This is a genomic window from Nocardioides sp. Z38_18 (assembly GCF_058215695.1).
The window spans coordinates 2062371-2085056 of sequence record NZ_JBZAJE010000001.1; the positions used below are offsets into that span (position 1 = coordinate 2062371).

At 69.9% G+C, this 22686-nt stretch carries 25 protein-coding genes; 9 read left to right on the top strand and 16 right to left on the bottom strand.

All coding sequences use genetic code 11. The features are described from left to right. Positions 1-63: 63 nt before the first annotated feature. Positions 64-762, top strand: coding sequence for a GAF and ANTAR domain-containing protein (locus AC4BGC_RS09980; protein WP_490543994.1), 699 nt, complete (start codon positions 64-66; stop codon positions 760-762). Positions 763-793: 31 nt separating this feature from the next. Here AC4BGC_RS09980 and AC4BGC_RS09985 read toward each other — a convergent pair whose 3' ends face one another. The 3 genes from AC4BGC_RS09985 to AC4BGC_RS09995 all read right to left on the bottom strand — a co-directional run bounded on the left by AC4BGC_RS09985 (position 794) and on the right by AC4BGC_RS09995 (position 3707). Further along, the gene (locus AC4BGC_RS09985; RefSeq protein ID WP_490555432.1) at positions 794-1600 is read right to left on the bottom strand and encodes an SDR family NAD(P)-dependent oxidoreductase; all 807 of its coding nucleotides are present in this window, start codon (positions 1598-1600) and stop codon (positions 794-796) included. 314 nt (positions 1601-1914) lie between these two features. Further along, positions 1915-2571 carry a response regulator gene (locus AC4BGC_RS09990; protein ID WP_490555435.1) on the bottom strand — a complete coding sequence of 219 codons (657 nt, stop codon included), beginning with the start codon at positions 2569-2571 and terminating at the stop codon, positions 1915-1917. Further along, complete coding sequence (locus AC4BGC_RS09995) at positions 2568-3707, bottom strand: sensor histidine kinase (RefSeq protein WP_490555436.1); 1140 nt, start codon at positions 3705-3707, stop codon at positions 2568-2570. Before AC4BGC_RS09995 ends, AC4BGC_RS09990 begins: the two co-directional genes overlap by 4 nt. Before the next feature lie 130 nt (positions 3708-3837). Here AC4BGC_RS09995 and AC4BGC_RS10000 point away from each other — a divergent pair, with 130 nt between their 5' ends. Both AC4BGC_RS10000 and AC4BGC_RS10005 read left to right on the top strand, forming a co-directional pair. Beyond that, positions 3838-4737 carry an ABC transporter ATP-binding protein gene (locus tag AC4BGC_RS10000; protein ID WP_490555437.1) on the top strand — a complete coding sequence of 300 codons (900 nt, stop codon included), beginning with the start codon at positions 3838-3840 and terminating at the stop codon, positions 4735-4737. Beyond that, positions 4734-5546 carry an ABC transporter permease subunit gene (locus AC4BGC_RS10005; protein ID WP_490555438.1) on the top strand — a complete coding sequence of 271 codons (813 nt, stop codon included), beginning with the start codon at positions 4734-4736 and terminating at the stop codon, positions 5544-5546. The genes AC4BGC_RS10000 and AC4BGC_RS10005 overlap by 4 nt, the downstream gene beginning before the upstream one ends. Positions 5547-5552: 6 nt before the next feature. Here the strand turns inward: AC4BGC_RS10005 and idi are convergent, their stop codons facing one another. From idi to AC4BGC_RS10035, 6 genes are read right to left on the bottom strand one after another with little or no spacing between them, the layout of a single operon-like run. Beyond that, positions 5553-6200: an isopentenyl-diphosphate Delta-isomerase gene (gene idi, locus AC4BGC_RS10010; RefSeq protein ID WP_490555439.1), complete on the bottom strand. Its 648-nt coding sequence runs from the start codon at positions 6198-6200 to the stop codon at positions 5553-5555. After that, positions 6197-7219 carry an NAD(P)/FAD-dependent oxidoreductase gene (locus AC4BGC_RS10015; RefSeq protein ID WP_490555441.1) on the bottom strand — a complete coding sequence of 341 codons (1023 nt, stop codon included), beginning with the start codon at positions 7217-7219 and terminating at the stop codon, positions 6197-6199. Before AC4BGC_RS10015 ends, idi begins: the two co-directional genes overlap by 4 nt. Beyond that, the gene (locus AC4BGC_RS10020) at positions 7216-7755 is read right to left on the bottom strand and encodes an isoprenylcysteine carboxyl methyltransferase family protein (RefSeq protein WP_490555443.1); all 540 of its coding nucleotides are present in this window, start codon (positions 7753-7755) and stop codon (positions 7216-7218) included. Before AC4BGC_RS10020 ends, AC4BGC_RS10015 begins: the two co-directional genes overlap by 4 nt. Beyond that, on the bottom strand, positions 7752-8843 hold the full coding sequence (locus AC4BGC_RS10025; RefSeq protein ID WP_490555444.1) for a type III polyketide synthase: 1092 nt from the start codon (positions 8841-8843) through the stop codon (positions 7752-7754). Before AC4BGC_RS10025 ends, AC4BGC_RS10020 begins: the two co-directional genes overlap by 4 nt. Next, a complete protein-coding gene (locus AC4BGC_RS10030) occupies positions 8831-10024 on the bottom strand; it encodes an NAD(P)/FAD-dependent oxidoreductase (protein WP_490555446.1) in 1194 nt (397 codons plus the stop codon). Before AC4BGC_RS10030 ends, AC4BGC_RS10025 begins: the two co-directional genes overlap by 13 nt. Further along, entirely contained in the window at positions 10024-10776 is a 753-nt protein-coding gene (locus AC4BGC_RS10035) for a UbiA family prenyltransferase (RefSeq protein WP_490555448.1), read from the bottom strand. Before AC4BGC_RS10035 ends, AC4BGC_RS10030 begins: the two co-directional genes overlap by 1 nt. Positions 10777-11499: 723 nt before the next feature. Between AC4BGC_RS10035 and AC4BGC_RS10040 the strand changes: the two genes are divergently transcribed. The 3 genes from AC4BGC_RS10040 (at position 11500) to AC4BGC_RS10050 (ending at position 12966) form a co-directional block, all read left to right on the top strand. Next, positions 11500-12309 carry a sigma-70 family RNA polymerase sigma factor gene (locus AC4BGC_RS10040; RefSeq protein WP_490555450.1) on the top strand — a complete coding sequence of 270 codons (810 nt, stop codon included), beginning with the start codon at positions 11500-11502 and terminating at the stop codon, positions 12307-12309. Positions 12310-12414: 105 nt separating this feature from the next. Continuing rightward, the gene (locus AC4BGC_RS10045; protein ID WP_490555451.1) at positions 12415-12639 is read left to right on the top strand and encodes a hemerythrin domain-containing protein; all 225 of its coding nucleotides are present in this window, start codon (positions 12415-12417) and stop codon (positions 12637-12639) included. A gap of 21 nt (positions 12640-12660) precedes the next feature. Further along, entirely contained in the window at positions 12661-12966 is a 306-nt protein-coding gene (locus tag AC4BGC_RS10050; protein ID WP_490555453.1) for a hypothetical protein, read from the top strand. A gap of 8 nt (positions 12967-12974) precedes the next feature. On the opposite strand, the gene AC4BGC_RS10055 is transcribed toward AC4BGC_RS10050, so the two are convergent. Further along, on the bottom strand, positions 12975-14603 hold the full coding sequence (locus AC4BGC_RS10055) for a sensor histidine kinase (protein WP_490555454.1): 1629 nt from the start codon (positions 14601-14603) through the stop codon (positions 12975-12977). Positions 14604-14785: 182 nt separating this feature from the next. Here AC4BGC_RS10055 and AC4BGC_RS10060 point away from each other — a divergent pair, with 182 nt between their 5' ends. Together AC4BGC_RS10060 and AC4BGC_RS10065 are read left to right on the top strand one after the other, a co-directional pair. After that, on the top strand, positions 14786-15781 hold the full coding sequence (locus AC4BGC_RS10060) for an AraC family transcriptional regulator (RefSeq protein WP_490543979.1): 996 nt from the start codon (positions 14786-14788) through the stop codon (positions 15779-15781). 41 nt (positions 15782-15822) lie between these two features. Continuing rightward, positions 15823-16488, top strand: coding sequence for a GntR family transcriptional regulator (locus AC4BGC_RS10065; RefSeq protein ID WP_490555455.1), 666 nt, complete (start codon positions 15823-15825; stop codon positions 16486-16488). A 24-nt stretch (positions 16489-16512) separates the two neighbouring features. On the opposite strand, the gene AC4BGC_RS10070 is transcribed toward AC4BGC_RS10065, so the two are convergent. The 3 genes from AC4BGC_RS10070 to AC4BGC_RS10080 form a co-directional block, all read right to left on the bottom strand. Further along, on the bottom strand, positions 16513-17073 hold the full coding sequence (locus tag AC4BGC_RS10070; protein ID WP_490555457.1) for a carboxymuconolactone decarboxylase family protein: 561 nt from the start codon (positions 17071-17073) through the stop codon (positions 16513-16515). 70 nt (positions 17074-17143) lie between these two features. Continuing rightward, positions 17144-17473, bottom strand: coding sequence for a hypothetical protein (locus AC4BGC_RS10075; RefSeq protein WP_490555458.1), 330 nt, complete (start codon positions 17471-17473; stop codon positions 17144-17146). Next, positions 17470-17814 (bottom strand): Dabb family protein, encoded by a 345-nt coding sequence (locus tag AC4BGC_RS10080; protein ID WP_490555459.1) that lies wholly within the window; start codon positions 17812-17814, stop codon positions 17470-17472. Before AC4BGC_RS10080 ends, AC4BGC_RS10075 begins: the two co-directional genes overlap by 4 nt. A 396-nt stretch (positions 17815-18210) precedes the next feature. Here AC4BGC_RS10080 and AC4BGC_RS10085 point away from each other — a divergent pair, with 396 nt between their 5' ends. Continuing rightward, positions 18211-19464, top strand: coding sequence for an acetamidase/formamidase family protein (locus AC4BGC_RS10085; RefSeq protein WP_490555460.1), 1254 nt, complete (start codon positions 18211-18213; stop codon positions 19462-19464). 83 nt (positions 19465-19547) lie between these two features. On the opposite strand, the gene AC4BGC_RS10090 is transcribed toward AC4BGC_RS10085, so the two are convergent. From AC4BGC_RS10090 to AC4BGC_RS10100, 3 genes are read right to left on the bottom strand one after another with little or no spacing between them, the layout of a single operon-like run. Beyond that, positions 19548-20327 carry an ABC transporter ATP-binding protein gene (locus AC4BGC_RS10090; RefSeq protein ID WP_490555461.1) on the bottom strand — a complete coding sequence of 260 codons (780 nt, stop codon included), beginning with the start codon at positions 20325-20327 and terminating at the stop codon, positions 19548-19550. Beyond that, positions 20324-21307 carry an ABC transporter substrate-binding protein gene (locus AC4BGC_RS10095; RefSeq protein ID WP_490555463.1) on the bottom strand — a complete coding sequence of 328 codons (984 nt, stop codon included), beginning with the start codon at positions 21305-21307 and terminating at the stop codon, positions 20324-20326. Before AC4BGC_RS10095 ends, AC4BGC_RS10090 begins: the two co-directional genes overlap by 4 nt. Positions 21308-21324: 17 nt before the next feature. Next, complete coding sequence (locus tag AC4BGC_RS10100; RefSeq protein ID WP_490555465.1) at positions 21325-22431, bottom strand: FecCD family ABC transporter permease; 1107 nt, start codon at positions 22429-22431, stop codon at positions 21325-21327. Positions 22432-22686 lie beyond the last annotated feature (255 nt).

The following is a 22686-nucleotide window of genomic DNA, read 5'->3' on the forward strand; positions in this document are numbered from 1 at the left end:
TGGTCAGATCAGCAGGCCTGTCCTTGGCGCACGACGTCACCCATTTGTCGGAAGAGACGCCGCATGACCACCGACTTCAACGAGGCTCTCGAGCAGGCAGCCCGCAGTGTCCGCGCGAGCTCCACCGTGGACGAGCACTTGAGCAACATCGTCGAGACGGCGAAGGACTCCCTGCCGGGGTTCGACGCGGTCGGCATCTCCACCGTGGACAAGGACGGACACGTCACGACCCGGGTCGGGACGGACGAGCTGGTCTGGGAGCTGGACCGGCTCCAGTACGCGCTCGGCGAGGGCCCCTGTCTCGACAGCCTCCAGGACACTTCCGACGCCTGGGTCGTCGAGGCGCCCCGGCTCGAGCAGGACACGCGGTGGCCGGGGTACGTCCCGCGAGCCGTCGAACTCGGCCTGAGGTCCCAGCTCGGCCTCAAGCTCTACCTCGACTCCGAGGGCACTGTCGGCGGTCTCAACGTCTACTCGACCACCACCGAGGACATCGACCCGGGAGCCATCAGCCTCGGCCGGCTCTTCGCCTCCCACGCCGCGATCGCGTTGGGTTTCACCACCGAGATCTCCGGTCTCCAGGAGGCCCTCGCGTCACGCACGGTGATCGGCACCGCGGTGGGCATGGTGATGCAGCAGTACCACCTCAGCCAGGACGCCGCGTTCGGTCTGCTGGTCCGGGCGTCGTCGCACTCCAACACCAAGATCCGTGACATCGCGCAGCGCATGGTCGACGACGCCAACAAGGAATCGACGCGCTGACCCGGCTGACCTTCCGGCGTACGAGCCAGTCTCAGTCGGCTGAGCCCGGCTGCGCCGCCCCCCGGTGCATGGCCGCCTTCAGCCGGTCCGGCACCACCTTGCTGGCAGCGTCCTGCAGCCGGGTGCGCACGCCACCCCCGGTGACCCGCGCCTTGCCGGCGAACAATGCGTCCACTCCCTGCCGTGCCACGGTCGCGGGGTCGTCCTTGTCGGACTGTCCCATCTTGCTGTCCTGCATCTCGGCACGATCGAAGAACTCGGTCTCCGTGGGTCCCGGCATCAGTAGCGTGAGGGTGACGCCGGTGCTCCTCAGCTCGTCCTGAAGACCCTGGACGAAGGACTGGAGAAAGGCCTTCGAGGCGTTGTAGACCGCTTGGAACGACCCGGGCATCTCGGCGGCGATCGAGGAGGTGACCAGCATCCGCCCGGCGTCGACGCTCACCATTTCGCGCAGCAGCAGCTTCGCCAGGCGGACGGTCGAGGTGACGTTGAGGTCGATGACCGACAGCTCGTCAGCCAGCTCGTTGTCGACGAACGCGCCACCCCGGCCGACCCCGGCGTTGAGGGCGACCACCGCGACCGGGCGGCCCACGGCTGCGAGGGCAGCGGCCAGCTGGTCCACGCCGGCCGTCTCGCGCAAGTCGCAGCGGACGGCCTCGACCCAGCAGCCCAGCCCGCGGATCGCCGCGGCGGCGGCGTCGAGCTCGGCGTCCTCCGCGGTGATCAGCAGGTCGTGGTCGCGTCGCGCCAGCTCCAGCGCGAGCTGGTAGCCGATGCCGCTGGAGGCGCCCGTGACGAGCGCGAGCGGACGGGTGGTAGATGCAGCCTCGACGTCCATGCGGCCGCAGTACCCGGACAGGCCCAGGTCAACCCGAGCACGGGTGTCCACGCCGATCACGACGCCAAGATGCTGCGGCTCCTGGGCCGGCACCTGTTCGAGGTGATCGCACCCGCGACGCCGCAGGCGTGTGCACCCTGGACACCGGCTGCCCAATGGGAAGGTGCGGTTCCACCGGCGGGAGTGAGTCGGGCGGCCACGGTTCTCGCCGCACACGCCATCCGCGGCTGGCGGCGCATCTTCTTGACGAGACCGCGTTCATCGGGTCCTGCTTGTATGGCGCGACGGCTTCTCCGAGTCCTCGGTCGGCGGCTTCAGTCCCCGACCCGGCCGGTGTCGTAGGCCCACATCGCGATCTCAACCCTGTTGCGGGCGCCAATCTTGGTCAGCAGGCTCGCGACGTGGGTCTTGGCGGTCGTCAGGCCGATGAAGAGGTCGGCGGCGATCTCGGCGTTCGTGCGGCCGCGGGCGACCAGCACCAGCACCTGCTCCTCGCGGTCGGTGAGCGGCTGGATCGGTTGGGTACGTCGATTCGACGGTTCCCTGGCGGCCAGCGTGGACAGCAGCCGTCGCGTGATGTTCGGTGCGATCAGGGCATCGCCGGCGGCGGCGGCATGCACGGCCTGGACGAGCAGCTCCTGCCCGGCGTCCTTGAGCAGAAAGCCCCGGGCGCCGGCCCGAAGCGCGCCGTGGACGTACTCGTCGAGGTCGAAGGTCGTGATCACCACCACCGCGACCGGGTCCGGGACGCCCCGCCCGGCGAGGAGCTCGGTCACCTCGATCCCGTCGAGCCCGGGCATCCGGATGTCGACCAGGCACACGTCGGGGCGGAGCCGACGAGCCAGCTCGACCGCGGCGTGGCCGTCGGCGGCCTGGCCGACGACCTCGATGTCGGGCTGGGCCTCAAGGATCATGGACAGCCCGGTCCGCACCAGGTCCTGGTCGTCGGCCACCAGCACTCGCACCGTCATCTGCGGACCTTCGTCGGCAGCTCGGCGTCGACCGTCCACCCGCCCTCGGGCGCCGGCCCGGCGTGAAGCGTGCCGCCGAGCAGCTCAACGCGCTCGGTCATCCCCAGCAGCCCGAAGCCGTGGTTCGCCGGCCACACCGAGTCGATCTGTCCGTCGTCGGTCACGCGCAGCCGGAGCCTTCCTCCACCCTCGACGACCCGGATCTCCACCCGCGAGGCGTTGCGGGCGTGCCGCAGGGCGTTCGTCAGCGACTCTTGGGCCAGCCGGTATACCGCCGCGTCGACCTGGGGCGGGAGTTCGTCCAGGTCTCCCGACACCTCCACGTCGACGACCGGGATCGGGTCCCGGCGGGCGAGCGACGCCAGGTCGGCGACGCCGGACTGGGGGGCGTACTCCGCCGGGGCTCCGTCGCGCAGCACCCTGACCATCGCCCGCATCTCCGCGAGTGTCCGCGACGCCTCACCTTCGATGACCGCCAACGCCTCGAGCCCCGCCTCAGGTCGCTGACCGGCCATCGCCCGGCCCGCCTGCGCCTGCACAGCGATCGCCGAGACGTGGTGGGCGACCATGTCGTGCAGCTCGCGCGCGAGGCCGACCCGCTCCTGGCTGCGGATCTGGTCCAGCGCCCGGCGCCAGCTCTCGGCGCGGTAGCGGAAGGCGGCTCCGCCCGCGGCCGCGGCCACCAGGACGCCGAACCCACCGATGAGCTCGGCAGGCCCGGTGTAGTCGGCGAACGTGCCGATCACCGCAGCGACCAGCACGACCGCCAGCCCGATCACGATCTCGCGCCCTGAGCCCCAGCGGACCAACGCGTAGACGAGCACCAGCACGTAGATCATCGTGTCGAGGCCCAGGGCCGGGACGCCGCTGGTCAGAGTCACCAGTCCCAACGCCATACCGACGCCGAAGCCCACCACGACGCAGGTCAACGGGTGCGTACGCCGCCACAGCAGCACCGGTGCGAGCCCGACCACCACGATCGTCACGAACACCCGCCAGGTGACGTCGTCGCGGAGGACTCCCTCGAGCAGCGCCGTCACCATCAACGCGCCGACCAGCACCCAGTCGCGCCACCCCCGTGCGGGAACGGCGGCTGCGCGGGGCTCGTCCCACAGCGAGCGCAGGGCGGTGGTCACCTGCCCACCCTAGGGACTGCAGAGGCGTCGGGTACCGACCGAAAGAACGAGACCCCTTCCTCCCAACGGCGGGCGAGGGTCCGGCCTCGACGCCGATGTGCGCACGCCGCGACCCGTCGAGGGTTGTCACATGATCACTGTTGAGTCACTGACCCGGAGGTACGCCGGCTTCACCGCCGTCGACAACGTCTCCTTCACCGCCCTGCCCGGTCGCGTCACCGGCTTCCTCGGCCCCAACGGCGCCGGCAAGTCCACCACGATGCGAATGATGGTCGGCCTGACCGTCCCGACGTCCGGCACCGCGACCATCAACGGAGAACGGTTCGCCGACCTCCCCAACCCCGGCCTCGAGGTGGGCGTCCTCCTGGACGCCTCCGCCCAGCACGCCGGTCGCACCGGACGCGAGATCCTCACGATCGCCGCAGACACCATGGGTCTGCCCCGCCGCCGCGTCGACGAGATGCTCGACCTCGTCAGCCTGACATCACCGGAGGCCAAGCGCCGCGTGCGCAACTACTCCCTCGGCATGCGCCAGCGACTGGGCATCGGCACCGCACTCCTCGGGGACCCCCGGGTGCTGATCCTCGACGAGCCCGCCAACGGACTCGACCCCGCCGGGATCCGGTGGATGCGCGACCTGCTGACGGGATTCGCCAGCCAGGGCGGCACCGTCCTGTTGTCCTCGCACCTGCTGCACGAGATCGAGGTCGTCGCCGACGACCTGGTCGTGATCGGCAACGGCAAGATCGTCGCGTCCGGCAGCAAGGACGAGCTCCTCGCAGCCGCCGGAACGCTCGCCCGGTCGACGTCACCGAGCGACCTCACTCACGCACTCGAACAGGCCGGCATCACCAGCACACTCGCCGGAGACGGCTCGGTCCGCACCGATGCCGACCCTGCTCGGGTCGGCGCCGTGGCGCTGACCGCCGGCATCGCCCTCACCGAGCTCCGGTCCGCCGAGGGCGCCGGGCTCGAAGACATGTTCCTGTCGCTCACTGCCGACACCCAACGCGAAGGAGTTGCGGCATGACCGCCACGATCGTCCCCCCTGACACCAACGAGGCCGCCCCCGTCCGCCGGACCGCCCCTCCCATCCCGACCACCCGGCTAGTCACGGTCGAGCTGCGCAAGATGTTCAACACCCGCTCGGGCTTCTGGCTGCTCGTCAGCATCGGCTTCCTGACGCCCATCGCGGCCGGGTCGGTCCTCGTCTTCGCTCCCGACCGTGACATCACCTACGAGAGCTTCACGAGGGCGAGCGGGTTCCCGATGTCGCTGATCTTGCCGATGATCGCGATCCTGGCCGTCACCAATGAGTGGAGCCAGCGCAGTGGGCTGACCACGTTCACGCTGGTGCCGAGCCGCGGACGCGTGATCGGCGCCAAGGCGATCGCGACCCTCCTGGTGGGCCTCGGCTCCGTGGCCGCCGCCTTCGCCATCGGCGCCCTCGGCAACGTGGCCGGCTCCGCACTCGCCGGCGTCGACACCGTGTGGGACATCTCGTTGTCCATGGCGCCCCAGATGGTGCTCTTCAACCTGGTCGGCATGGCCATCGGCTTCACCCTCGGTGTCGTGCTGCGCAGCTCCGTGGCAGCGATCGTGGGCTACTTCCTCGTCTCCCTGGTCCTGCCGGGCATCCTCGTCCTCCTGGCCCAGGTGCGCCCGTGGTTCGAGGACCTGCAGCCGTGGATCGACTGGAACGAGACGCAGGTGGCGCTCCTCGAGGGCGCCATGAACACCGGCAAGGAGTGGGCGATGCTCGGCTCGACCACGATGATCTGGATCGTCATTCCCCTCGTCGTCGGGCTGCTCTCCCTGCGCCGATCCGAGGTCAAGTAGCCGACACTAGACAGGCGGTGTCCGGAACTCATCTGTGGGCTCCGGACACCGCAGGTTCGCGGTGAATTCGGGTGTCCTGGCCGCAAGGGGCAGGTCTGACGTCGGTGCCGTCTCGAACCCGGTGCCGGTCTCGTGCGCTGCGAGGTGGGTCACCTGCTGGACACTCCACGGGGAGATCGCACGGCGTCCTTCCAGCACCTCGTCGCGGAAGGCGTTCCAGTCGGCCCACCTGAGGTCAGCGACCTCGGAGGGTTCCGGCAGCACCGCGTCCGGTGTCGTGGCCGTGAACACCGGACACAGCTCGTTCTCGCGCGTGCCGTTGGCCATCGTGGCCTCGTAGCGGAACTTCGGCAAAGTGAGCTGCAGATGGTCGAGAGTGATCCCCAGCTCCTGGCGGGCGCGTCGCCTGACGGCCTCGAAGATGTCCTCCGAAGGGGTGGGGTGACCGCAGAAGCTGTTCGTCCACGACCCGGGCCAAGTCGGTTTGACCAGCGCCCGTTGGGTGAGCAGCAGACGATTCTGGTGGTCGAAGATGTAGCAGGAGAACGCCAGGTGGAGCGGAGTCTGGCGGTGGTGGACGGTCGCCTTCGGGGCGGTGCCGATCGCTTTGCCACTGTCGTCCACCAGGACGACCATTTCGGGCGCCGCGCTCATGCCGGCTTCGCAAGGGCGTCGACAGCCGCCGTGAACACACCGGGAAGAAGAGCCGCGGCAGGCACCAGCGCGCGACGGACCGGAGGCACGCGGGTGGCTCCCAGCAGTCCAGCGGTGATCAGTCGGTAGCGGCGCGTAATGGCGTGCCACTCGTGCTCGTATCGTCCCGGGTCGTCATCAGCGATGGCGCGCACGGCGGATCGCGCCTGGGCCAGGGCAAGTGCGATTCCCTCGCCCGTCAGCGCGTCGACGTACCCTCCGGCGTCTCCCACGAGCAGGCATCGTCCGTGCACGCGGCAGGTGGCCCGTTGCCGCAGCGGGCCGGCGCCCATGACCGCACCGCCCTCGTGTCCCGACAACTTGGACCCGAGGGCGGGGAACTGGGCGAGGTGGGAGTCGAAGGACCCACGGGTCGAGGTGAGCATCGCGACCCCCACGAGACTCGGACCGACGGGGGTCACGTAGGCCTCGGTCGAGTCGGACCAGTGCACCTCGACGTGGCTCGTCCAGGGAGCCATGGCGAAATGACGACGCAGTCCGTAGCGACGGAGCGACGCGGGTCGGGTCTCCAGGCCAAGGGACCGCCTCAAGGGTGAGTGCAGTCCGTCGGCGACAATCAGGAACCGTGCCCGGGTCCCGTCCACGACCACACCGGAGTCGTCCTGCACCACGTCGGTCACGGTGCTCTGCTCGATGACCACGCCGGCGTGGACGGCGGCTTCGCGCATGCTCGCGTGCAAGCTCGTGCGCCGCACGCCTCGGCCGGGACCGTTCCGGAAGTGGGCCGCGGCGGCTCGCTCACCGGCGACGTAGCGGATGCCGTGCAGTTCGTGACCTGGGGGGTCGATGCCGAGGTCAAGCAGGGCCGCGAGCGCACCCGGCATGAGTCCTTCGCCGCAGGCCTTGTCGATCACGCTGCCCCGCGGGTCCCGAACGGTCACTTTCAGCCCTGCCCGTGCGGCGTACAGCCCTGCCGCCAGCCCCGCGGGTCCGCCGCCAGCGACCAGCAGGTCCGTCACGTGTGTGCGCCTTGGGACCGTGGTGCAGCAGCGACCAGCGCCTCGTTCTCCACCCGCAGTCGCACCGCGAGCAGGATGGCGTTGCAGACTGTGAAGACGACCGCGGTGATCCACGCCGAGTGCACGAGCGGAAGCGCTAGCCCCTCCGCGACGACCGCGACGTAGTTGGGGTGCGACGTCAGACGGTATGGACCGCCCGTCACGAGCGGTAGCCCCGGCACGACGATCACCCGGGTGTTCCAGCGACGTCCGAGGGTCTGGATGCACCACCACCGCAACGCCTGCGACCCCACCACGACGGCCAACATCAGATAGCCCAGGGCCGGCTCGAAGTCCGGCCTGAGCACCCAGACCTCGACGAGTGCTCCCACCAGCAGCCCAGAGTGCAGGATCACCATCGCGAGGTAGTGCCTCTGCCCCGTCTCGACCGCACCGCGCTCGAAGCTCCACGCAGCGTTGCGCTTGGAGACGACGAGCTCGGCCAGCCGCTCCACTGCCACCGCTCCGATGAGGACGGTGAACAGCACCCCGCTCATGCGGCGACCTCCTCCGGCGCGCGGAGCAGGACGAGCTCGGAGCAGAATCCGGGCCCCATCGCGAGCATCAGGCCGTAGGAACCGGGCCTCGGGGGCCGGGTTGCGAGGGTGTCTGCGAGGACGTTGAGGACCGAGGCGGAGGAGAGGTTGCCGATGCGCGCGAGCGAGTCCCAGGTGAGCTGCAGCGCGTCCCGGCTGACGTCGAGGGCGGTCTCGAGCGCCTCCAGCACTTTCGGGCCTCCCGGATGGGCGACGTACCACTCGATGTCCGCGTGACTGAGCCCGTGGTCGGCGAGAAAGTCCTGAACGTCGTCGCCCACGTAGGTGCGCACCAGGTCAGGCACCTTGGCGTCCAGCACGATCTTCAGCCCGGTGGCGCCGACGTCCCAGCCCATCGTGCGCTCGGAATCGGGGTAGAGCCTGCTGCGGCTGGCCAGGACCTCGGGCCGGGGCGAGCATGGGTCGGAGGCCAACTCGGCTGCCCGGTCAGCGCCCACCGCCACCACGGCCGCGGCACCGTCCCCGAACAGCCCACTGGCCACCAGGTTCGGGATCGAGGCGTCGTTGCGCTGCAAGGTCAGGGAGCACAGCTCGACGGACATCAGCACGGCAACTTTGTCCGGGTGGCCCACCAGGTAGTCGTGCAGGCGGGCGACCCCTGCGGCGCCGGCCACGCAGCCCAAGCCCACCAGCGGCATTCGGACCACGTCCGGTCGCATCCCGATGACCGACGCGACGCGCGCCTCCAGCGATGGGACGGCCAGGCCGGTCACGGTGGCCGACACGATGAGGTCGACGTCCCCCGGGGTGAGCCCAGCGGCTTTGAGTGCCTCGGTCACGGCCTGCGCTCCGAGCTCGACTCCCACCTCGATGAAGGCGTCGTTGGACTCGCCGAAGTCGCGCAGCTCGGCGTATCGCTCGAGCGGGAGAGCGAGGTGTCGGGACTCGACTCCCGCGTTGCGGTGCAGCCGTTCGACAACCGTCCGGTCGACGGCACCGCTGAGCATCGTCTCTGTGAACGCTGTGGTGATCTGGGACTGCTCGTAACGGTTTTCGGGGAGGACCCCCCGGACGCTCAGGATCTGCATGCTCGTGTCTCCTCGACGTGGTCGCTGCTGCAAGGTCGGTCGGTCAGTACGCGAGGCCCGGCCTTGAGCAGGCCGAAGGCCATGGTGGCGCTGATGCGACCCCGTGCGAGCCCGAGCTCGACCAGGTCGTCGAACACGCGCTGGTCTGCAGCGGCTGCCCGCAGCCCGGCGTCGAGCACCGCGCCCGAGCGACACAGCCTGGCGGCGAGATCCGTGTGCCGGAGGTGTCCCGCGAGCAATGCCTGGTCGAGCTTCGCCTGCCGACGCGCAGCGCTTGCGCCACCGTCGGCTGCCAGGGCTTCCGCAGCCGCTCGTCCGGCATGCAGGCCGGTGGCCACGGCGTAGAAGATGCCCTCACCGGTCATGGGGTTCACGAGTCCGGCGGCGTCACCTGCCAACAGCAGACGCCCGCCCCCTCGATGGGGACCTCGCCAGGTCGAGAGCGGCAGGTGGTGTCCCCGCCACCCGCGCCCCCCGATCGTCGAGCCGGGAAGCAGCGTCTCCAGCTGCTCCAGGAGCAGGGCACGGCTCGGCCGCCCCCCACGACGGGTCTGCATCTCGCCGTACCCGATGTTGGAGGTGCCGTCCCCGCGGTCGAAGGACCAGGCGTACGACGGCTGGCGTTGCGTCCCGAAGACGATGACCTGGGCTCCGGCGCGGTCCTGGCTGGTGGGCGCGTAGCCACGGATCGCCACCGCCATCGGCCCGCCGCCGGCGCCGACGGCCCGTCGGACGACCGAATGCGCACCGTCGGCGCCTACGAGCACACTGGCCTCGAAAGCATCGTCCAGGACGACCGAGTTCGCGCCCTCCTCGAGATGACGCACCCGGTGGCGGACGAGATCGGCACCCCTGGAGCATGCCTCCAGGACCAGTCGGTGGTCGAAGACGGTCCGCGGCACGACCCAGGCCGGACGTGCCATCGCTCGGTCCACGCTGAGGCCCCGCCTGGTGAGCCGGAGACGTCGAACCGGGACCTGGTCTTCCATCAGGTTGGTGACACCGACTGCGGTGAGCAGGTCGACCACATGGGGGGCGATGCCGTCACCGCAGGTCTTGTCACGTGGGAAGTCGGCTCGGTCGATCAACGCCACCGAGAGCGAGGGGTCGGCTCGCAGGGCGCCGATGGCAGTGGCGGCACCGGCCGGTCCGGCGCCGACGATGGCGAGGTCATAGCGCATCAGGTCATCACCGTCAGCAGCGCGACGTCGAGGAAGGCGATGACGACAGCCGCGTAGAACGGCACCTTGCCTGGCCCGATCAGGGCGACAGCCGCTAGTCCTACGGTCGTGGCCAGGGCGACCCAGCTCCAGGTGGACAGGGAGCCTGGACCCAGGATCGCCGTCGCGGAAGCTGTCACGAGCAGCGTGGTCGCGACCACGCGCGAGGCCGTCTGGCCCAGCCGATGGGGCAACCCACGCACTCCGGTGGCGGCGTCGTCCTCGAAGTCCGGGAGGGTGTTCAAGAAGTGCGCGGCAACGCCCAGCGTGGCGGCCGCAGTCATCAGCCACCAGGGCGGCCACTCGGGCGGGGTGCCAGCGAGGGTGACGACCGCCGGCAGGGTGCCGAAGGCGAATGCATAGGGCACCCACGACACCACGGTGGACTTCAGCCCCAGGTTGTAGGCGTGCCCAGCTGCCACCCCGAGGAGCAGATGGACCACGGCACTGCGCCAGCCCACGGAGAACGACAGCACGACGCACGCGGCGCCGGCCAGGACCAGACTCACCTGGACGAGCCCTGGGCGCAGTTCGCCAGTGGCCAGCGGCTTGTCGCTGCGTCCACTGTGCGTGTCTCGTTCGCGGTCGAGCAGGTCGTTGGCCCAGCCGATCGTCAGCTGCCCGGTGAGGACCGCCGCGGTCACCAGGAACGCGGTGGAAGCGTTGGGCTCGGCGGCGGTTGCAAGCAGTGCCGCCAGCACCGTGACGGCCACGGTTGGTCCGATGTGCGCAGCCCGCAGTAGTGCGAGTGAGCTTGGCCGCGATGCGCGCTCGACTGGGATGCTCATCGCGTCAGTCACTTCAGCCGACGGTCCAAGGGAAGCACCCGCACGAGATTCTGCGCCCGGCGGGCACCCGACGAGGACGCCATGACGAAGCAGCGCGCTGCCGGCTGTCCGCTGTCCCACATTGCCGGGCCGTAGGCGGGACGCGAGTTCCGTGCCCCGCCACCTCGTGCGCCGCGATGACCCGGCGGGTGCCTGTTATGTCGAGGTAGTCCAAGTCGTGTACGCCGCCGGCAGCCAATCGGCGCGTCCGAGCCGAGCGGAGATTGCCATTCTCGCCGGTGATGACGATGCGCATAATGCCTCCGGGAGCCCGAGCCGTGTGACGGTGTCTGTACCCATCGCCGAGGCACCAACGCGGGCGCAAGGCCACTTGGCCGGTCAGCCGAGAGCGACCTGTTCGTGTTCTCCGTCGTCAGACCGACCGTCGAGGAGATCGACCGGCTGCTGGACCTGCTCGCCGCCAGGGTGGACCAGTGACCTCCGAGCGGGTTCTTTGTCGGCAGACACCGACCCTCTAGAGTGAGTGGCACCGCTGCCTTTCGGTGGCGATGACCTCGTTGCAGACACTCGACCAGGTTCCAGAGTGCTCTAGTCGAGCGGCACTCACCATTTGGTCTCCACGCGGAGACCTGAGCTTTGGTGCGCGCGATGACTACCTATCCCCAGATCCACGACCATTCAGGTCGCTCCTCCATCGAAGGACGCTCGGACCGGGCTCGCGAACTGTTCCTGCTGGCCCAGTCGTGCGGAAGCGAGCAGGAGCGACTCGAGCTGCTGAACGGCGTGGTCGAGATGCACCTCGACTACGCGCACGCCCAGGCGGCCCGGTACCGCTCCCGCGGCGTACCCCTCGAGGATCTGAAGCAGGTCGCCGCGATGGCCCTGACGAAGGCTGCGCGAGGGTACGACGTCACCTCGGGCTTCGACTTCATGTCCTACGCGGCTCCGACCATCCGAGGCGAGCTGCGCAAGCACTTCCGCGACCACGGCTGGATGATCCGGCCCACTCGCAGGATCCAGGAGCTCCAGGCCCGGATCAGCGTCGCGGACGCCGAGCTCTCGCACCTGCTGGGACGCTCCCCGCAACCGGGCGAGGTCGCCCAGCACCTCCGGGTGCCGACCGAGTCGGTGATCGAGGCTCTGGCCAGCGACGGCTACTTCACGATGACCTCGCTCGACCAGACCGTGGGCGGCGACGGCACCACCACCACCCTGGGCGAGCTGCTGCCCGCGAGTGCCAACGAGCACGGTGCCGCCGAAGCCCGCCTGATGCTCGACCCCGTGCTGGCCACGCTCGGGGACCGCGATCGGCTCGTCCTGGGGATGCGCTTCTACGAAGGGCTCACCCAGCGTGAGATCGGCGAGAAGCTCGGGGTGACCCAGATGCAGGTCTCCCGGATCCTGAGCCGGGTGCTGGGCCAGCTCCGGCACCGGGTGGGCGAGCTCTCGTCGTACTGACCCTGCACCTGACCCCGGGCGGGCACGACGCCGGCGCGTGGACCGGCATCCACCTGGGTACCCCTGCCTCGGCCCGCGAAGTCCCGAATGCACGAAAGGATCACCATGAGCACCCCAGAGCGTGATGTCGTGGACCTGCTGATCGAGCAGCACGAGCTGATCCGCACCCTGTTCGCCGAGGTGGAGAGCGCCGAAGGCGCCGCCAAGCAGCAGAAGTTCGAGGAGCTGCGTCGCCTGCTCGCCGTCCACGAGACCGCCGAGGAGCTGGTCACGCACCCCAACGTCCGCACCGCCGAGGGTGGCAACGCCGTCGTCGACGCGCGCCTCTAGGAGGAGACCGAGTCGAAGAAGATGCTGGCGGACCTCGACGGGATGAAGGTGAGCGAGCCCGGCTTCGAGGCGGGGTTCGCGAAGCTCAAGTCAGCCGTGCTGGCCCACGCCGACGCCGAGGAACGCGAGGAGTTCCCCCTGCTGCGCAGCAACAACGGCCCACGGATGCTGCAGAAGATGGCCCTCGGGGTCCGCGCCGCGGAGGCGATCGCTCCCACGCACCCCCACCCCTCGGTCGGAAGCTCGATGACCACCAACCTGATGGCCGGGCCGCTCGCCTCGGTCATCGACCGCACCCGCGACGCGATCCGGAAGGGGATGGGCTGACCGGGTCCTCAGGCCGGCCGTAGTGGGAGGTCGACGCTTACGGTGGTGCCCCTGCCGGGTGTGCTGGAGAGGCTGATCCCTCCGCCGTGGGCGTCGACGATCTCCTCGACGATCGACAGCCCGACGCCGAGTCCCTGGATCGCCTGGTCCCTCGCGGACGTCGTCCGGTAGAAGCGCTCGAAGGCTCGTTGCTGCTCGGTCTGCGACATGCCGACGCCGGTGTCGACCACTTGTAGCGCGAGCGAGTCGTCGCAGCGCCCCAGGCACACCGTGACCTCGCCGTCGCGGGGCGTGTACTTGATGGCGTTGGAGACCAGGTTGTCCACCACCTGCTCCCACGCGTCCGGATCCACGTGTGCACTCACTCCGGGCTCCACCACGGTGGCCAGGCGGATGCCGGCCGAGGTGGCCGCGGTGCGGTGCTTGTCGAGAGCGTCGTCCAGCAAGGTCGAGACGTCCAGCTCCCGGATCTCGATCTGCGGCCCCTCCGCACCCGAGGCCTGCAGGAGCTGGGAGACCCTCGACAACAGCACCCCGGCGTTGCGCTGGGCCACCGCGAGCATGGCCGCGACCTGGGGATCCTGTGACTGCAGCTCCTCGGCGATCAGCTCCTGGTAGCCGATGATCGAGGTGAGCGGCGTCCGCAGCTCGTGGGAGACGGTGGTGAGGAACTCGTCGCGCACCCGGACGGCCTCGACGATGTCGCTGACGTCCCACCCGACCACCACGGCTCCGAGCCGATCACCGTTGGGACGACGGATCTGGCGCGCGGAGACCATCACGGCCACCTGGTCCGCGGGTGGGCCGCACCACCAGGTCTCGGGAGCCACATCCTCGCCCCTCATGGCCAGCGCGGACCCCCACTCCTCCGGGGGCACCGCCGTGACCCGGTCCTCACGGTAGAGGTGGATCGGCCCACCAGTCCTCACCCCGGAAAGTCGCACTCCGACCCGAGCAGCGAGGTCCTGGGCTGCGGCGTTCTCCAGCATCACCTCCCCGTCGTGGTCGTAGCCGATGATGGCCGCGTCCACCGAGTCCAGGAGCGCCTGTACGACGAGAAGCCGGTCATGTGCCAGTTCCAGCGTGCTCTCCAGGAGGGTCGACTGCTCCTCCAGCACCCGGCGTTCGCGGCGCAGCCGACTCGCGATGTGATCGACCCCGAAGCACAGCCCCGCGGCGACCGCGAGCAGCAGGGCGAGCTGGGTCCAGGCCAGACCCGAGGAGGGCACCTTGGCCTCGCCCAGGAAGGCTGCTCCCAAGAGGCCGGCCACCGCCAGCACGGCCAGGGCGGTGCCACGTCGTCCGAACTCGAAGACCGTCCACAGCACGGGGGCCACCGCCACCAGCACCACCGATGGCATCACGGAGACGGACCCGAAGATCATCAGGGCAACCGCCCCCACGGTCAGCAGCGGCAGCAGGATGTGCCGGCGCCGGGGGATCTCGCACCACCGGTCGACGTGGATCAGCAGGGGCGAGGCCGCCACCAGCAGCATGCCGACCGCCGTCGGCGCCGGGATGGAGGACATCGGCTCGAGACGTAGTCCGGCCGCGGCGATCGCCGTGAGGCACAGCGTGGGTAGCTGCCATGCCTGGTGGCTCCGGGTGCGTTCGGCAGGCGGTGTCCTGGTGGTCATGGGCGTGGGCCAGCTCCAAGGGTTCGGCGCAGCACGACGCTCCCGGACGACGTCGGCTCGCGGTTCCGGACACTACGTTCGGAGACCCGTCGTCGTCCGGTGACCGCAGACCCGGTGCGTACCTGGCGCAGCACCGTGCGCGAATCGGATAGACGCGGGCATCTCCCACTAAAGTGACCGTGATGAAACGCCGGGGCCCGCGCGCGACGGAGCGTGTCTCGACGGTGCGGACGACCGACCCCGCAGAGGCAGAGGCCACCGTCGCCGCGACGTACCAGGTCCCGAGCCGGCTGATCCTGCCCGCCCAGGGTCTCGGCGACTTCCAGATGAACCTGACCGAGACCGGCCTGGCCACCTCGACGACCGGGCTGCTGTCGTTCGGCGTCGGTGCCCGAGTGGTCACCGGCCGGACCAGCGGCTTCCACGTCAACCTCACCCTGCGAGGTCGGGCGACCGGTGCCGCCGACGGGGCCCCGCCCGTGACCGCGTCACCCGGCGAGGCACTCGTCTACGGACCCGGGGCTGTCACCGACGCCCACTGGTCCCGCGGGTGTCGCGTGCTGACGCTGCTCCTCCCCCAGCGGGTCGTGGAGGACGAGCTGGAGTCCCTCCTGGGGCACCGGCTGCGCGAGCCGCTGCGCCCCGAACCCCTTATGGAGGCCGATGCTGTCGCCCAGGCCCTGGCGCCCGCACTCCCGCTGGTGGTCGCGCAGCTGGAGCGCCCGACCCCGGTGAGCGCGACGCCCGCGGTGCAACGCCACGTCGAGGCACTGCTCGTGGACAGCTTCCTGCTCGCGCACCGGCACAACTACAGCGACGAGCTGCATCGCCCCGTCCCCTCGGCGGTCATCACCCCGATCGAACGCGCCACACAGCTCCTGGAGGAGCGGGCCGACGAACCCTGGACGACGGTCACGCTCGCGAGCGAGGTCCATCTCAGCGTCCGCGCGCTGCAGGACGGGTTCAAGCGGCACCACGACTGTCCCCCGATGACCTACCTGCGCCGGGTGCGGCTCCGCAGGGCGTACGAGACCTTGCGGGCGGCCCGACCGGGCGAGACCACCGTGCAGGAAGTGGCGTTGACCCACGGGCTCCTGCACCTGGGACGCTTCTCGATCAGCTACCGCGAGGAGTTCGGCGAGAGTCCCTCGACGACGCTGGCCCGCCCGGTGCCGTGAGACCCGCCGTTCGCGGGAGCGCAGGCCACTAGGCTGCGGAGGTGGCAAGCGCAGCGGAGACCGCCTACTCGTCCATTCGCGACGGCATCCTCAACGGGAAGCTCGAACGCGGCACCCGCTTGCGCGAGGAGAAGCTCGCTGCGGAGATGGGCGTCTCGCGCACCCCGGTACGCGAAGCCCTGCGCCGGCTCGACGCCGAGGGCCTGGTGGAGTTCCTGCCCAACCGGGGAGCCCGCGTTGCCGGCTGGTCGGCCCGCGAGCTCGAGGACCTCTACGAGATCCGCGCCCTCCTCGAGGCGCACGCCGCCCGGCTGGCCGCCGAGCGCATCACCCCCGAGGAGGTCGAAGCGCTCGGCGACCTCGCTGCGCGGATGGAGGCAGCCGAGGACCTCGAGGTCGTGAAGACCCTGAACAGCGAGTTCCACTGGCTGATCGTCAATGCCTCGCGCAACTCCCAGCTCGACACGCTGCTTCGCGGCATCGTCGACATGCCGCTGGTGCACCGCACCTTCGAGAACTACTCCGACGAGCGGCGGACCGCCTCGCACGCGCACCACCGCGACCTGGTCGCAGCCCTGCGCGCCGGCAACGCGGCCTGGGCGGAGGCGATGATGCGCGCGCACATCACGGCGGCCCAGAGCACGGTGGTCAGCACCGTCGGGAACGACCCCCAGGACGGCGACGAGCCCGGTCCGTCCTCTGCCTGAGCGGACTGCCGCCCGACCGGCTGATCAGGCCTCGGCGGGAGCGACCAGCCCGGTCGGAGGCGCCGGGATCGGGCACACCGGGTTCTCCAGCCCCAGCACCATCACCATCCGCCCGAACCCCAGGAACTGCGCACTCAGCAGGCAGATCTCCATCAGCTCCTCCTCCGTGAAGTGCCGGCGGAGCTCGACGAAGTCGGCCTCCCCGATCGCGAAGTGGTCAGCGCCGAACTTGGTCCCGTAAGACACCACGGCCAGCTCGGCCGCAGTGAAGGACTCCTCGTCGGGGGCGACGATGGCCGCGATCTGCTCCTCGGTCAGCCCCTCGGCGAAGGCCTCCTCGCGACGACCGGCCAGGCAGATCGGGCACTGGGTCGTCTGCGCGATCGCCAGTCGCAGCAGCTCGGAGGTCTTCGGCCCGATGATCGTGTTGAACCGGAGCTCGTTGTAGTACGGCAGCAGGCGCTCGGCGTGCTCGGGAGCGTGCGCCACCGTCTCGACGAAGCGCTTGGCTCCGGCGGAGGAGCTGTCCCAGGCCTCACGGGCTACGGGCAGCATGTCCTCGGGGGCTACGGGGCTGATGAACATGGCGACCTCTTTCGTTGGGGTGAACCAGTTGGTCTCACGGGCTCGTCGCGAACCTGCCAGCTTGCGGCGATCAGTCAGGGACGGTCGCCGACTCCAGCAGCCGGCGCCTGCCGCCGGTGCGCAGGCTGTCGGCCAGCTCGAGCCAGGCCGTGGCGTGCGGCTCGTTGCCGATCTGGAAGTACCGGCGGAAGTCGGAGTACTCCTGCCAGCCGGCGACGTCCCAGAGCAGGACCAGCTCCTCCTCGCCCGTGCTGGCCGGGCTGCGCAGCACTTCGCGCAGTGCCAGCCCACGACCCTCGGTCATCGGCACGTAGTCGCGGTACAGCGCCTCGAGGTATGCCTCGGTGCAGCCGGGCCGCAGCACGACGGTCTCGACCATCGTCAGGCCTGCGGCGGTCATGCCTCCTCCGGCGCGACGCCCGACGGCAGCTCGACGGACTCGTCCCACCGCAGGCAGAAGATCTCCGCCACGACGTTGCTCGGGTGCTCGCGGTACATGTAGTGGTCGATCACGTTGCAGTGGTAGGGGTGGACCAGGTACTCGAGGTACCCAGCCTCGTCATCGAAGTCGTTCTCCCACACCAGCTGCCAGGCGGTGTGCGGCGAGACCTCGACGGACACGCGTGAGCTGCGCATCGTGGGAATGTGGTCCGGAGTACGGCGGAGCACCTCGACGAACTCGGAGACGGTCTCGTCCGCGAGGTCGGGACGCAGGGCGATCGCGTAGGCGCGCCGGTGCATCACACCCTCCCGCGAGTCGCAGCAGGGACCCCGGCGGGTCCGCTCCGGAAGCGGGACACGTGCATCACGCCTGCCCTTCTTTGGACGACCGACCTGGATGGAACATTTTGTATACGTTTCCAGGCCGCTGGATGACCCAGATCACACACCAAACACACGGTCACGTCAAGCGCCCCCGGATTCTTGTACACAAGATCGGCTCTGGGAATCTCCGCGCTGACACGCACCCCACACGCGGCCACGACCCGGCCCGGTCGCGTCGACTGTTTGCACAACCGTGACGTGCCCGAAATGTGAGCACGCGAACGTGGGTCCGTGCAGCCACGGCTGCGCGGAGATGCCGCAACGCACGGCTCCCTGTCTCGGGCGCCGACATCCACGCCGAAGGAGTTCACCTTGTCCAACCACTGGAGCTCAGCCAGCCGGCGCAGCCTGCTGGCTGCCGGACTCGCCACCCCGATCGCGGCGAGCGCCGCCGCACCGGCCCGGGCCAATGGCCCCCGGCACCACGGGCGTCCTCCGGGGAAGAAGGGGCGCTGGGACCACCACCTGAAGGCGACCCCCGCCAACCTGCACTGGGGCGGGTTCCCGATCGGCGCGAAGCCGGGCATGGTGATCAGGTCGGGCAAGACCGTCCGGGTCGACATGCTCTCCCACCAGGGCGCGACCCAGGCGACGCATCCGATCGAGTACTTCGCGGCCTTCGGTGCCGGACCGGAGGCGGTCCTGCCCGACGCGATCGAGTTCTGGAAGACCCGGGCCGAGCGCACGGCCAGCGGACGGCAGTACGGCGGCCACGTGCTCACCGGTCCCATCTACGTCGAGGGCGCCGAGCCCGGTGACACGCTCGCGATCGACATCATGGACGTGGAGACGCGTGCGCCGTACGGCTTCAACAACACCTCACCGACCAGCGGCGTGATGGCGGAGTTCTACCCCGGCTGGCGCCAGGGCGACGTCGGCCTCGACATCCCCGCGGTGATCCCGCCGAACATGCCGGCTGGGGTGTGGCCCGACGTACGCACCCACATGTATCGCGTGGGCAAGCACAAGGGAGAGGACGTCGTGTTCTTCTCCGGCGGCCTGAAGATCCCGGCCCAGCCCTTCCCGGGCATCATCGCGGTGGCGCCGGAGAGCGGGGTCTTCATCGGCAACACCGAGGACGAACCGCCGCCGGCAACCGGGGTGCAGAACTCGACGCCGCCCTGGACGTTCGGCGGCAACATGGACGTCCGTGACCTGTGCTCGGGCTCGACCCTGTACCTGCCGGTGTTCCAGCCCGGTGGCCAGGTGTTCATGGGCGACCCGCACAGCTGCCAGGGCGACGGCGAGGTCAGCGGCACTGCCGTCGAGCACTCGTGCGTCGGCAACTTCCGGATCACCCTGATCAAGAAGACCGAGACCGAGCTGCCCTGGGCCGAGAACGACACGCACTGGATCATGATGGGCATCCACTGGGACCTCGACCGCGCGATGCGGATGGCGGTCGAGAAGACCGTCGACTTCCTGGTGACCACCCAGGGGCTCACCGTGCCCAAGGCCTACTCGTTCGCCTCCATCGCCGTGAACTATCACAACGCCGAGGTCGTGGACCGCACCCAGGTCGTCACGGGCTACATCCCCAAGGACGTCTTCAAGCGCCGCCGCTAGGCCCTGGTCGCGGCCGCGACGGCGGGTCAGGTCACGACGACCGTGACCTGACCCGTCGTGCGGTGGAGCGTCACAGGTGGTGATCAGGAGGGCGAGCACTCCCCCGCCTCCGGGCGGAACAGGAGATGGATCTCGCCGTCGAGATCGACGCGCTGTACGCCGATGCCGTAGATCCGTGCGAGCAGGTCCGGCTCGAGCACGTCGCCCGCTTCACCGCTGGCAGCGACCCCGCCCTGCTGGTCCAGCAGCACCAGGTCGTCGCAGTAGCGCGCCGCCAGGTTCAGGTCGTGGAGCACCACGATCGTGACCGTCCCGAGGCCACGCACCAAGGAGAGCACCTCGTGCTGGAACCGGATGTCGAGGTGGTTGGTCGGCTCGTCGAGGAGCAGGTGGGTGGCCTCCTGGGCGAGGGCGCGCGCGATCAGCACCCGCTGCCGCTCGCCCCCGGAGAGGTCGGCGAACGCGCGAGTCGCGAGGTGGACGCCGCCGACCCGGCTCAGCGCGTCCGCCGCGATCCGGTGGTCGTGCTCGGAGGTGCGCTGGAAGGCGCTCAGGTGCGGAGTCCGCCCGAGCAGCACCATCTCCACCACCGTCATCGCCGACTCAGCGCCGGACTCCTGGACCACCACCGCGAGGCGGCGCGCGGTCTCCCGGGGACTGAGCTCGCCGAGCCGGTCACCGTCGACCCGCACCTCGCCCGTGGACGTCCGGAGGGCCCCGTAGAGCAGGCGCAGCAACGTGGTCTTGCCGCTGCCGTTGGGGCCGATCAGGCCCAGCACCCGGCCCGGTCCGGCTGCGATGTCCACGCCGGCCAGGACCTCGTCGAGCCCGTAGGACCAGGCGAGCTTCTCGGCACGGATCATCCGGGCCCGAACCGTTCCACGATCCGCTCCAGCCCGTCGACCGTGAGCGGTGTGGGCGGCTCGGTGAAGTTGAACAGCTGGGTCATCACCTCGCCCTCCCGTACGGCGGTGAGCCGCTCCGCACCGGGAAGCTCGGTGACCGCCTGCTCCACCTGCGCAGGGGAGCCGTCGTTGTGGAGCAGGACCAGGACGTCGGGGTCCCGGTCCAGGAGCGCCTCGAGGGTGACCTCGAAGACCCGCTCCTCGACGTCACCGAAGACGTTCTCCAGCCCGGCCGCGCGCAGCTGCGGGTCGGCGGCGGACCTGTTGCCGTAGGCGTAGGTGACGCCACCTCCGACGGTGGGATAGAGCACCGCGGCCGTTCGCCGGCTGGAGGCGCCGACCTTGCGCTGCACCTCGGCCAGGCGCTTCTCGAGCCGGGCCACGGCAGCAGCGGCCTCCTGCTCCTTGCCGAAGACCCGTCCGTAGGTGGTCATCTGCGAGAAGACGTCGTCGAAGTCGGGGTTCTCCGTGGCCTGCTCGCACAGGGCGGGCTCCTCCAGGAGCGGAATGCCCACCGCGGACAGGCTGCTCCGGGACAGGTTCTCCACCTGTCCGAGGACGAGGTCGGGCTCCTGGCTGATGACGACTTCCTTCGAGATCTGCAGGTGCCCGCTGGTGTCGACCTTGTCGGTCAGGAGCGGGATGTCCTCGAGCTCGGCGAGGGTGTCCTCGTCGTAGTACTCCTCGGGGTACTGCCCCGCCCTGGCCGTGACTCGATCCAGCACACCGAGCTCGTGCAGGAACGGCACGGCACCGCTCCTGAGCAGGACCACCCGCTCCGGTGCTGCCGTGAAGGTGACCTTCGCGCCGCAGTTCTCGACGGTGACGGTCTCGGCGTCCGCGCCCGGGTCATCGGCGGGTGCTGCTGCGGACCCGCAGGCCGTCGTCGCGAGCGCGAGCGCAGTGGCCGCGGCGGCCAGGGCTGATCGGCGTCTCATGGTGCTCCTCGTTGGGTTCATGAACCGGTGGACTGCAGGCGGCGGATGAGCAGGAGCAGGAACGGAGCCCCGACCAGAGAGGTGATGATCCCGATCGGGATCTCCTGGGGCTGGAGCAGGACCCGGGCGATCACATCGGCCCAGACGAGCAGGATCGCTCCCATCAGCGCGGCCACCGGGACGACGCGGGTGTGGACGGCTCCGACGACCCGCCGCGCGACGTGGGGTACGACGAGCCCCACGAAGCCGATGCTTCCTGCGGCGGAGACCACCACGCCCACGCACAGCGAGACCACCACCAGCAGGATGGTGCGGAACCGCTCCGGGGAGACCCCGAGCGTGTGTGCGGTCTCGTCACCGATCGCCAGGGCGTCCAGCCGCCGGCCCCACAGGGTCAGCGACAGCACCGTCCCGCCGACGACGAGGGCCACCACGACCAGCGCGCTGTTCCACTCGGCGAGCCCGAGGGACCCCAGCAGCCAGAACAGCACCGAGCGCGCCCCTTCGGCCGACCCGGAGGCGAAGATCAGGAAGCTGGTGGCGGCATAGAGGGCGTAGCCCACGGCCACACCCGCGAGCAGCAACCGCATCGAGGTCACCCGACCACCGCTGCGCGCGACCAGGAAGACCAGCAGGGACGCGGCGAGCGCACCGGAGAAGGCACTCACCTGCAGTGCGTGCTCGCCGAAGCCGGCACCGAAGCCGAACAGGATCGCGGCCGCCGCCCCGCTCGAGGCACCGGAGTTGATGCCGAGCAGGTAGGGATCGGCGAGCACGTTGCGCACCATCGCCTGCAGCGCCACCCCGCACACCGCGAGGCCGGCACCGACGAGCACACCGAGCAGCACCCGCGGAAGGCGCACCTGCCAGACGATGGCGTCGGTGGGCAGGCTCCACGACGCGCCGCTCGGCTGTCCCACCAGGTGATGACCGAGCACCTGGACCACCGTCGTGAACGGGATGAACACCGCGCCCGAGGCGACGCCTGCCACGATCGTGGCGAGCAGTCCCACGGTGAGGCCGACCAGCCAGGTCGTCGTCCGGCGCCTGCGCTGCCGGATCCCCAACGGGTCGTACGCCGCCTGCTGCGCTGCCCCCGTTGCCGCCGCCAGACCCCCTGCCACGCTGCCGAGCTCCTCGTTATTGCGAATAGTTCGCAATAACCTACCGGCGGGTGCCGACACTCCGAACCCGGGCCCCGGGCCCTCCACCCGAATGCCGTGGTGTAGATGGATGGCCGGGATGCGACGTACGTCACCGACCCGGCCGCCCCGTAGCGCGACACGGCAGCACGCTGGCCCGTTTTGGCGGGCTTGCGAGGAACCCCTTGCTAACATTCGCATGTTGACACTAGGCGCCGTATTACGAATCCAGGCGCA

Bases quoted from the DNA above. Each gene is read 5' to 3' on its own strand.
- AC4BGC_RS09985 (WP_490555432.1), bottom strand. From the start codon at position 1,600: ATGGACGTCGAGGCTGCATCTACCACCCGTCCGCTCGCGCTCGTCACG.
- AC4BGC_RS10050 (WP_490555453.1), top strand. From the start codon at position 12,661: ATGCTGGCGGACCTCGACGGGATGAAGGTGAGCGAGCCCGGCTTCGAG.
- AC4BGC_RS10000 (WP_490555437.1), top strand. From the start codon at position 3,838: ATGATCACTGTTGAGTCACTGACCCGGAGGTACGCCGGCTTCACCGCC.
- AC4BGC_RS10075 (WP_490555458.1), bottom strand. From the start codon at position 17,473: ATGACCGCCGCAGGCCTGACGATGGTCGAGACCGTCGTGCTGCGGCCC.
- idi (WP_490555439.1), bottom strand. From the start codon at position 6,200: ATGAGCGCGGCGCCCGAAATGGTCGTCCTGGTGGACGACAGTGGCAAA.
- AC4BGC_RS10040 (WP_490555450.1), top strand. From the start codon at position 11,500: ATGACTACCTATCCCCAGATCCACGACCATTCAGGTCGCTCCTCCATC.
- AC4BGC_RS10055 (WP_490555454.1), bottom strand. From the start codon at position 14,603: ATGACCACCAGGACACCGCCTGCCGAACGCACCCGGAGCCACCAGGCA.
- AC4BGC_RS10025 (WP_490555444.1), bottom strand. From the start codon at position 8,843: ATGCAGATCCTGAGCGTCCGGGGGGTCCTCCCCGAAAACCGTTACGAG.
- AC4BGC_RS09990 (WP_490555435.1), bottom strand. From the start codon at position 2,571: ATGACGGTGCGAGTGCTGGTGGCCGACGACCAGGACCTGGTGCGGACC.
- AC4BGC_RS10080 (WP_490555459.1), bottom strand. From the start codon at position 17,814: ATGCACCGGCGCGCCTACGCGATCGCCCTGCGTCCCGACCTCGCGGAC.
- AC4BGC_RS10090 (WP_490555461.1), bottom strand. From the start codon at position 20,327: ATGATCCGTGCCGAGAAGCTCGCCTGGTCCTACGGGCTCGACGAGGTC.
- AC4BGC_RS10030 (WP_490555446.1), bottom strand. From the start codon at position 10,024: ATGCGCTATGACCTCGCCATCGTCGGCGCCGGACCGGCCGGTGCCGCC.
- AC4BGC_RS10095 (WP_490555463.1), bottom strand. From the start codon at position 21,307: ATGAGACGCCGATCAGCCCTGGCCGCCGCGGCCACTGCGCTCGCGCTC.
- AC4BGC_RS10005 (WP_490555438.1), top strand. From the start codon at position 4,734: ATGACCGCCACGATCGTCCCCCCTGACACCAACGAGGCCGCCCCCGTC.
- AC4BGC_RS10070 (WP_490555457.1), bottom strand. From the start codon at position 17,073: ATGTTCATCAGCCCCGTAGCCCCCGAGGACATGCTGCCCGTAGCCCGT.
- AC4BGC_RS09980 (WP_490543994.1), top strand. From the start codon at position 64: ATGACCACCGACTTCAACGAGGCTCTCGAGCAGGCAGCCCGCAGTGTC.
- AC4BGC_RS10045 (WP_490555451.1), top strand. From the start codon at position 12,415: ATGAGCACCCCAGAGCGTGATGTCGTGGACCTGCTGATCGAGCAGCAC.
- AC4BGC_RS10060 (WP_490543979.1), top strand. From the start codon at position 14,786: ATGAAACGCCGGGGCCCGCGCGCGACGGAGCGTGTCTCGACGGTGCGG.
- AC4BGC_RS10020 (WP_490555443.1), bottom strand. From the start codon at position 7,755: ATGAGCGGGGTGCTGTTCACCGTCCTCATCGGAGCGGTGGCAGTGGAG.